Source organism: Flavobacterium chilense (assembly GCF_001602525.1).
GTDB lineage: Bacteria > Bacteroidota > Bacteroidia > Flavobacteriales > Flavobacteriaceae > Flavobacterium > Flavobacterium chilense.
In genome coordinates this window covers 58,462-68,197 of sequence record NZ_LSYT01000016.1, presented here as the reverse complement: position 1 = coordinate 68,197, position 9,736 = coordinate 58,462, and the positions used below count along the sequence as shown (strand labels likewise).

General features: G+C 31.9%; 6 protein-coding genes. 3 read left to right on the top strand and 3 right to left on the bottom strand.

From position 1 onward, the window contains the following. Positions 1-229: 229 nt before the first annotated feature. Both A4F88_RS24675 and A4F88_RS24670 read right to left on the bottom strand, forming a co-directional pair. The gene (locus A4F88_RS24675) at positions 230-844 is read right to left on the bottom strand and encodes a deoxynucleoside kinase (RefSeq protein ID WP_068845799.1); all 615 of its coding nucleotides are present in this window, start codon (positions 842-844) and stop codon (positions 230-232) included. Beyond that, positions 844-1,659 (bottom strand): hypothetical protein, encoded by an 816-nt coding sequence (locus A4F88_RS24670; RefSeq protein WP_068845797.1) that lies wholly within the window; start codon positions 1,657-1,659, stop codon positions 844-846. The genes A4F88_RS24675 and A4F88_RS24670 overlap by 1 nt, the downstream gene beginning before the upstream one ends. A 223-nt stretch (positions 1,660-1,882) precedes the next feature. On the opposite strand from A4F88_RS24670, the gene A4F88_RS24665 reads away from it, so the two are divergent. The 3 genes from A4F88_RS24665 (at position 1,883) to A4F88_RS24655 (ending at position 7,853) form a co-directional block, all read left to right on the top strand. Further along, the gene (locus A4F88_RS24665) at positions 1,883-2,797 is read left to right on the top strand and encodes a GLPGLI family protein (RefSeq protein ID WP_068845795.1); all 915 of its coding nucleotides are present in this window, start codon (positions 1,883-1,885) and stop codon (positions 2,795-2,797) included. 33 nt (positions 2,798-2,830) lie between these two features. Next, the gene (locus A4F88_RS24660) at positions 2,831-5,518 is read left to right on the top strand and encodes a carboxypeptidase-like regulatory domain-containing protein (protein WP_068845794.1); all 2,688 of its coding nucleotides are present in this window, start codon (positions 2,831-2,833) and stop codon (positions 5,516-5,518) included. Positions 5,519-5,609: 91 nt separating this feature from the next. Next, positions 5,610-7,853, top strand: coding sequence for a hypothetical protein (locus tag A4F88_RS24655; protein ID WP_068845792.1), 2,244 nt, complete (start codon positions 5,610-5,612; stop codon positions 7,851-7,853). Positions 7,854-7,916: 63 nt separating this feature from the next. Here A4F88_RS24655 and A4F88_RS24650 read toward each other — a convergent pair whose 3' ends face one another. After that, positions 7,917-9,692: a DUF4153 domain-containing protein gene (locus tag A4F88_RS24650; RefSeq protein WP_068845790.1), complete on the bottom strand. Its 1,776-nt coding sequence runs from the start codon at positions 9,690-9,692 to the stop codon at positions 7,917-7,919. Between the last annotated feature and the right edge of the window lie 44 nt (positions 9,693-9,736).

The following is a 9,736-nucleotide window of genomic DNA, read 5'->3' as shown; positions in this document are numbered from 1 at the left end:
ATGGCGAATCTCAACTGGTAAACAGATGTTCAGACGGAGTGAAATGTTCTGAAGAAGAACATCAGATGAACAGAAGAAGCGAGTTTATTGTGACCGCATTGTAGGATTATTTCAATATACAAACCCGAATAAAAAAACAGGCTGTCTATAATTTAGGCAGCCTGTTTTATATTTTAGTATGTATTGAGAAGATAAATCAATACGGATTTATTTGTTTTAAGAATGAAGCCTAAAACAATCCGTTTAATTCAGCATCAATCCTGTTAATGATGTTTCCTAAATCTTCAGGATTGTCAACAAAATTAATATTATCCACATCGATGATCAATAATTTTCCTTTAGTGTAAGTCTGAATCCAGGCTTCGTATCTTTCGTTCAGACGGCTTAGATAATCAATAGAAATAGAGTTTTCGTAATCGCGTCCGCGTTTATGAATTTGTCCCACTAAATTAGGAATAGAGCTTCTTAAGTATATTAATAGATCAGGAGCTTTTACTAAAGACTCCATTAATTCAAAAAGAGAAGTATAATTTTCAAAATCACGACTCGTCATTAATCCCATTGAATATAAGTTGGGAGCAAAAATATGAGCATCTTCATAAATGGTTCGGTCCTGAATAATTTTCTTACCACTTTCACGAATTTGTAATACCTGACGGAAGCGACTGTTAAGGAAATAAATTTGTAAATTAAATGACCAACGCTCCATTTGGTGGTAAAAATCATCCAGATATGGATTGTCAACCACATCTTCATAATGGGGTTCCCATTTAAAATGTTTGGCCAACAATTTGGTTAGAGTTGTTTTTCCTGCTCCTATATTTCCTGCTATTGCTATGTGCATTACGGTGTTACGATTTTATAATTCAAAATTTCTTTAGCTGTAAAAATAGATAAAATTTGGTCTTTGTAATGAAAATTGTGAAATGATTTTTCTAAAATTTCAATTCCATAAAACGAGCCTGTGTTTGAATCTGTAAGGTCTTTAAAATACAACAAATTAGCCTTACTGTAGAGAAATTGATGATTATTGATGATTTCGACCGAATCAAAATCAGGTACTTTTCCTAAGGCGGTTGTTTTGCCAAAAATGTCACAGGAATACCAATTGTTCTTTTTATCGATCCAAAAGAAAGTATTAAAATCAGTCTGGTAATACTTTATCGTTTCTATTAAAGGAGTTGAAACCGTTTTATATTCATTTTTTAAATAATCAAAAAGTCCGATTTGCTGGTTTAAAGTATTGTAAACCCAAAGCTGATTTTGTGTTGACATTCCAATTCCTGAAACCACAATCGGAGTGTTGTTTAAAGAGAAATTAATCTCTGTCATTTTATTCAACTGATTGTCTAATAAAACTACAGTATTAAAATCTTCGTAAAACAGTACAATTTTAAGCGGATTTTGCAAATCAACTTTGGTAATCTGACCTAACGAAACATTTTTATATTCAAATATCTCGTTCCCTTTACTTTTACTGAAGACATTGTTTTTTATCTGATAAGAATAACCAAAAGAATCAAAACCTAAGAATTCATCAGTGTCGATTGTTGACTGAGAAATTAAAGCAGCTTTTATTTTTTGATTTTGCGATAAAGCAACAGAGAAGGAACAGACAATAAATAAAAGCGATAAAAAGATATGTGCCGTTTTGCTCATAAGATTAGATTTCTGAAGAGCCAAATTACAAAAAACTACAGTACGGATTATTTTTAATTATCCTGATTTGGTTTTGAATCTTTTCGTAATATAGTAGTCTGGATTATAGGCGGTTTTGTCTATGTTTTGAGGGTGCTAATATATTTAACTTTTAATATTTGAAAATTAATAATACATTTGAAATGTAAGTTTTATCGGATGTAGTAAAATAAAATGTAGTCTAATGAAAAAAATAAGTTTTTGTATGATTTTGGTACTTGCATTTAGTCAAATGCAGGCACAAAAAGATTTTCAGGGAATGGCTGTTTATGAGTCAAAAACGCAGGCACCAAAATTTGAAGGTATGAGGGGGAATCGTGATATTACACCTGAAATGCAAAAGAACATAGAAGAGCGAATGAAACAAATGTTGGAAAAGACTTTTATTCTGAACTTTGATAAATCGGCTTCTATTTATAAAGAAGAAGAAAAGCTAGAAGCTCCGGGACAACAAGGCGGCGGAATGCGGGTTATGATGAACTCTTTTATGGGTGGCGGAGGAACTTTTTATAAAGATGTAAAAACCAAATCGTATACAGTAGATAAAGAGTTTATGGGCAAAGAATTTCTGGTCGTTGATTCTTTACCAAAACTAAACTGGAAAATGGAATCTGAAACCAAACAAATTGGAGGTTATACCTGTTATAAAGCCACAGCGGTAAAAGAAGCCAGTAAAACTGATTTTAGAAATTTCAGACCTAAAAACAACGACGATAAAAAGCCGGAAGATAAAAAAACGGATGCTAAGAAAACTTCAGGAGATACGAAAACCAACTTTGAAGATAACTTTGAGATACCAAAAGAAATTGTTATTACAGCCTGGTATTCACCGGAGATTCCTGTAAATCAGGGGCCTGAAAATTATTGGGGATTACCCGGATTGATTCTGGAAGTAAATGATGGACGAACAACTATTTTATGTTCTAAAATTGTGTTGAATGCCAAAGACAAAGTCGAGATCAAGCCATCTAAAAAAGGAAAAGTAGTTTCGCAGAAAGATTACGATGAAACAGTAATCAAAAAAATGGAAGAATTTAGAGAAATGAATCGTGGTCGGGACGGTGGTCCGGGAGGCGGTCCGGTAATGATCAGACGATAAATTTCAGGCGTATACTATCTTTAGATCTTTTCAATGAAAAATATATTTGTTTTTGTCATTTTTATAATGACCTCCATATCTTTTGCCCAAAGTATTCGTTTTGACGGTTTTATTCAGGATGAGAAAAAAAATCCGTTAGAAATGGCCAATATCATGGCGGTAAATATTACTACCAAAGCCATGGATTCTTACGGAATTACCAATGATAAAGGAAAGTTTCAGCTCACATTAAAACCTAATACTTCGTACTCTGTCAAAGTAAGTTATCTGGGAATGAAGTCAAAAGAAATTTCGATTACCACACAAAATGCAAACATCGTTCAGAACATTGTAATGGATGACGCGGGAATTGAGCTGGAAGGAGTTGAAATTGTTCGTGAAATGCCCGTTTCGATAAAAGGAGATACCATTGTATACAACGCCGATTCTTTTAAATCCGGAACAGAAAAGAAACTCGAAGATGTATTAAAGAAACTGCCCGGAGTAGAAGTAAATGCAGATGGTGAAATTGAAGTAGAAGGTAAAAAGGTCAGCAAGTTAATGGTTGAAGGAAAAGATTTTTTTGACGGAGATACAAAACTTGGCGTTAAAAATATTCCTGCAGATGCGATAGATAAAGTCCAGGTGCTAAGAAACTATAATGAAGTTGGACAACTAAAAGGACTGGAAAATGATCAGGATAATGTGGCAATGAACATTAAACTGAAAGAAGGTAAAAAGAACTTTTGGTTTGGAGATGTAACTGCCGGAACCGGAGTTGGAGAACTCGACAGTCGCTATATTATAAATCCTAAATTGTTTTATTACAGTCCAAAATACAGTATTAATCTGATTACCAATTTTAATAATATTGGAGAATTACCTCTTACAGCCCAGGATTATTTTAAGTTTACGGGAGGATTTAAAAACCTGATGAAAAAGGGCGGAAGCAGCTTTAATGTTTCATCAAACGACTTAGGGATTTCGATATTAAGAAACGATCGTGCTAAGGAAATTGAAACCAAATTTGGAGCGACAAATTTTGCTTATTCCATTACAAAAAAATGGAATATTAGCGGGTTTGGAATATTGTCGACTTCAAAAACAGATATGGAAACCAAATCGCAAACTACCATTTTGTCTTCCGGAGATCAGCAAAAAAGTGATGAACTCACACATCAAAAAAATAATTTAGGACTTTTTAAACTGAGTTCCACTTATAAACCCAATGATAAATTTCAGTTTGATTATGACATCTTAACCAAAATATCCAAACAAAACGAAGATGGAGATTTGTTGCGAGAAGTGATAGACAATAAAGGAACAACCACAGAAACCATTTTTACAGATAAAAAACAAGATCCAACATCGATAAACCAAAACCTGAGTTTGTATTACACAAAAAACACAAAGAATATTTTTGCGTTTGAAATGCAGCATTTGTATCAGGATGAAAACCCGTTTTACAATGCTAATTTACGTACACAGCCTTTTAGCTTATCAGATTACATTCCGGGACAAAACAGAAACGATCTCAATCAGGATCGATTTGTAAAAACTAATAAAGTAGATGCTAAATTGGATTACTATTATATGGTGACACCAAAAAGTAATATCAATATTACAGTAGGAAATACGTTTTCATATCAGGATTTTAATTCTCATATTTTTCAGATTTTGGATAACGGAGATAAAAACGATTTAAATGATCCTGAAAATAACAATAAGGTTAATTATAATTTTAATGATGTGTTCCTGGGATTTCATTATAAAATTTTAGCGGGAAAATTTACCTTAACCCCGGGAGTTAGTGTGCATTCATACACCATGAAAAACACACAATTGGGAACTGATTATGCACAAAATTTTATGAAAGTACTGCCTGACTTTTTTGCCTTGTATCAAATAAAAAAATCAGAAACCTTAACATATAATTTCTCCTTGACCAATGATTTTACAGATATTAATCAATTGGCGGCAGGTTATGTTTTATCCAATTACAGTAGTTTGTTTCGAGGAAATCGTTTCTTAGAAAATGCAACTTCTCAAGTACACTCTTTGCGTTATTTTAAATACAATATGTTCAACTTTGAGAACATTTTTGCCAATGCAACCTACACGAAAAAGGTCGACGCAATAAAAACAAAAGCCGATTTTACGGGAATTAATCAATCTTCCAGTCCGTATAATTCAAACTTAGCAGACGAAACTTTTTCAGGAATGGGAACTTACGGACGCTCCTTTTTAAAGAACTATAAAGCATCAGCAAGTGCAAGTCTTAACTGGTCAAAATTTAATAATATTCAGAATAATGCCTTAACAACCACAGAAAGTTTTGTACAAAGTTATATGGTAAAAGCTTCAACAAACTATAAAAATGTTCCAAATATAGAGGTTGGTTACAATGCTTTAATCAATAAATACAGTGGTTCAACTTACTATACAGACAAGCCATTTGCCCGATTAGATTATTATTTCCTGAACAGCTTTTCTTTTGTATCTGAATATGAATTTTACCATTATTATAATGGTAATAAAACAGTCAATAATGAATATGACTTTTTAAGTGCTAGTTTAATATACCAAAAAAAGAACAGTAAATGGGAGTACAAAGTATCTGCAACCAACTTGCTAAATACAAAATATCTTAATGATGACAGCTTCTCGCAGTTCTCTACAAGAGTTTCACAATATACAGTACAACCACGTTACATTATCTTTTCGATGAAATATAATTTATAGTATTTTAATTACAGGAATTGTCTTTTTGAGACTTGTTTTCGATAAGAAAGAAATATCTTTGCGTTAAATAGTAACAACTAAAATTTAAAGCATGCGTAATTATATTTGGAGTTTCTTAATGTTCTTTTGTTTTACATCTGTTTCTTTTTCGCAGACCGGAACAATCGAAAAAGGCACATATATTTCAGGTAATAAAGGTCAAAAAATCAAGCTGAATTTATTGGAAGACAATAAATACGAGTTGGTTTTTTATTCAGGCGAATACAAAGTAAAAGGCGACTCATTAATTTTTGCCAATAAGGATAAATCAGAAAGCGGTTTTGATCTTTCTTTTTTAGTAGATAAAAAAGCAAAAAAGATTAAAATTAAATTTTTAGATCCGTCGTATTATTCATTTTACATAGGAACCCAAAAAGGAAATGAAACCGTACAATATCAGAGAGTTTCAGATATAAAAACCAAAGTTGATCCGGAATGGCTAAAAACAGATCTGGAATTTGATATTGAAAAAACAGATTTTTTGTATCTGGTTTACGAAGATTATAACGGACAAAGTAATGTTTTTAAATATGCATTACCAAAAGATGTTTCTGAAGTTGCAGTTAGTTATGAACCGGCACTTTTAACAGATTTAAAGATTGCCGGATTGTTTGACAGAAAAACAAATGAATTAAAAATTTCTGAGCAGTCAGGACGAGATCCTTTAGTGTTTGTAAATGAGAAAGATGTAAAGCCTGAAAAAACATCTAAAGTCAAACCTCTTGAAAATCAAACAGTATTAAATTGGACTTATCCCGGAAAAGAGCCTTTCATTACAGAAGATTTTGGATCTGGTGTTGCAGCAGATACTACAGCTATAGCGCCACCTGCTACAGATGCTTATGTCTCAAAACAAATTGATTTTAAACTAAAAATAGAAGATAACCTAAAAAATGCTCTTACAGCAACTAAAATGGCTAAAACCAAATTTTTAGCGGTTGCTTTTGAAGATAAAAATCCTTCGGCTAAAACTGATTTTGATGCTTTTGTAAAAAATCAGGAAACTCAGATCAGCTATAGTATGTATGATACATACAACCCACAATACGATTTGTTTAATTATTATCTTACCACTGCTGATGATAAGAAATGGTTAAAAACAAATAAAATTACAAACAGTCCGAGTGTTTTGGTTTTAAATGGAAACGGAGATATTTTGGCGACTGCAAAATCTAATTTGACAGATAAACAATATCAGTTTGGTTATTACGATGGTGTTTATAAGAAATTGCAAAGAGCGGATGGTTTGTTGACTTTTGATAAGACAATTAAAAATAAAAAGACATCAGATACTGATTTGATTATGGCTTTTAATAAAATTGCTGTTCTTGAGATTCCGTATGATTATGAAACTGATGCTACTTCAACTGATGTTACTTCAACTGAATTTAAGTTTGTAAATACAACTTTAGATAAAAAAGAAGTTGCGCAAATCTGGAAAAAATTAATCGAAGCACATCAAAAAGACACAAAACCAAATATGTATTTGGTAGAAACAATTTTAAAAGAAATCAAGAATCAGGGCTTTACAAAACAGATTGATAACGAAGACCGAATTTTAAATGATACTGATTTTCTTTCTATTGATTATTTTTTAAAACATTCTGACGCTATAGAAGAAAACCGTTTAGCATTCAATAGTACAGAAGGCGAAACGCATACCTTAGGGAATGTGATTTCTGAAATTTCTTCGGCATTACAACAAAATAGTTACGTGGTTCAAAACAAAGCTCCGGAAGCAGTAAATCAGGCTAAAATTGCAGAATTATATAAAAAAATTATCGCATCAGGAAAAGCTAATTTTGAGTTATACAGAAGTTACTTTAATTTAGGCCAGATTGAAGATAAAAATGGATCAGATATTTCTTTTCTAAAAGAGTTCGATACTTATTTTAATTCTAATCTGGGATCAAAAACAGGAAATCCAATAGAAAGACTGGATGCCATCTATTCTTCTCTGGACTCCAATTCTGATTTTGCTTATGACGGCTGGAATGCGTTTAAAGAATACCATTCAAATCTTTGTAATTCTGTTGCCTGGACGGTAGTATTAAAAGCTGAAAACAGTGATTTTATAAAACGTGCCATTACATGGTCAGAATATAGTTTGGTTATAACAAAAAATAATCCATATTATTTAGATACCCTGGCGCAATTGTATTATAAAGACGGGCAAAAAGACAAGGCGATTCAAACACAAACACTGGCTGTTAAATACCTAAACGCAGATGTAGAAGAAGAAACCGCTGGAGAAATCAGAGCAACATTAAACAAAATGCAAAACGGAATGTATTAGATTTTATAATCATCTGATATAAAAATGAACCCGACAAGATTTTATATTTTGTCGGGTTCTTTTTTATTTTTTAATGGCTATCATTACTTTGATCTGGTAATTGTTTAGAACTTTTTTTCCTTTTTCAATTGTACCATTTGCATTAATATAAGTCAATGCGATGGTGTATTTAGGATCGTCTATTTTTTGTACAATTTTTTCATCAGAATTATTGTTGTTCCTAAAGGCTGAATTTGCATTAACAAAATCATTTATTCTTATCGGGATGATGTCCTGATTGATTTGTAAATCCACGCCATAAGTAGTTCCTTTTGATTTTATCGTATAAGTTTTACCATTTATTGAAGTACAGTTATTACAATCAAAATCATTGTTGTTATAGATAGAAAACAAAAAGTCCTGTCCGTGAATGTTTTCTACTTTATTATCGTCATTTCCATAAAAATAATAATAGAAGCTGTTGTCTGTATCATTTTTTCGATCATATTCAGATCGGTATTCATACCCCAAAGCTTTCATAATTTTATAATCACTTGGGGATTTATCTTTTTTAAGCAGTGCGTCCAGCTTATTTTTAGCATACGGAACCATAATTTCTACCCCGTAATTTTCTTCTAAAAAAGAAACAATACTACTTAAGTCCTGTTCCTGCTCAAATGTTAGTTTTTTAGAATCTGGATTTTGCATATAAGTTGCAAATCTGGAAAGCTGACTGTTTCTTGAAATTGAATTAGCACTTTGAGGACCAACTAAAGTAAGTAAGGCAGCAAGGCACATACTTATAGGAATAAATTTTATTTTAGGTTGTTTTTGAATTAAAAAATACGCTACAACTATAGAAAGCCATATAGATAATAACAGTACATAATAGCGTTCATGAGTAAACCCGTAAAGATTGATTCGGTACAAAATAGCCCAAAACAATAATCCTAATAATGGGATTAACAGTAAATAAAACCAACGGTTAAAAGTTCTCATCCAAAGATTCTTCGTTTCTGTAGCGATGGGATGAACCAGTAAAAAAGAGAGAATTCCAAAAACAGCAAATACAAGGACCAGATACGAAACCCATCCAACAGGTAAAGACTGTGTTACAATGATTTTTGCTTCGTAACAGATTAAGATTACCAGATACAAGCTTATTAAAGGCAATAAGACATATTGAGTAAAATTTTTAAGTCCTTTTGGGTAATTCAAAACCAAAGGATTTTCGGCATTATTAATCTCCGGAACTCCGCTTAAGAAAAAAGTAGTATTAAAGATTCCGGCAATGACAAAAAAGATGTGGAGATAAATATCATTGTAAAACTTCACATTAAACAACTTATCAATCGCCAGGATTGCCAATGCTAAACCGGAATACAATACCACACTATACAGACCAGCCGTGAGAATTCGGAGAAAAAGTTGTTTATTGAATTCCCAAAACTCATCCTGATTGTAAACCCTTGGAAGAAATCCGGCAAACGAAACCAATAAATGTAAAGCGATACTAAGCACGAAAAATTGTTGTATCTCTATTTCAGTAATATATTGATGAAAGTTAAAAACAAAAAGAAAAATTAGACTGCCAAGTGCAATACTCGTAATGAAACGCAGAAGAGTATTCTTTTTTGCAGCTATAAAAAACAAACTCACAGAAAGAAATAAAACCAGACATAAAGAACAACTCATAAGTGCCTTTTGATAAAGCTCCTTATTAGGATCGTTATATTTTAATTCATTAAGAATAATAGCAAAAATAGTTCCTGAAATTGAAATTATAATTTCTAATGGAAACCTGAGAATTGTCTTTTGTGTTGATTTTAAAACATTTTGTAATGATGGAAGTCTGCTCATTTTTAATCAGTTATTTTGTACTAAGAAAGACAAATTGTAAGAGA

What these genes read in the sequence shown, in the direction of transcription:
- A4F88_RS24675 (WP_068845799.1), bottom strand. Translation starts at nt 844, where the DNA reads ATGCACATAGCAATAGCAGGAAATATAGGAGCAGGAAAAACAACTCTA.
- A4F88_RS24670 (WP_068845797.1), bottom strand. Translation starts at nt 1,659, where the DNA reads ATGAGCAAAACGGCACATATCTTTTTATCGCTTTTATTTATTGTCTGT.
- A4F88_RS24665 (WP_068845795.1), top strand. Translation starts at nt 1,883, where the DNA reads ATGAAAAAAATAAGTTTTTGTATGATTTTGGTACTTGCATTTAGTCAA.
- A4F88_RS24660 (WP_068845794.1), top strand. Translation starts at nt 2,831, where the DNA reads ATGAAAAATATATTTGTTTTTGTCATTTTTATAATGACCTCCATATCT.
- A4F88_RS24655 (WP_068845792.1), top strand. Translation starts at nt 5,610, where the DNA reads ATGCGTAATTATATTTGGAGTTTCTTAATGTTCTTTTGTTTTACATCT.
- A4F88_RS24650 (WP_068845790.1), bottom strand. Translation starts at nt 9,692, where the DNA reads ATGAGCAGACTTCCATCATTACAAAATGTTTTAAAATCAACACAAAAG.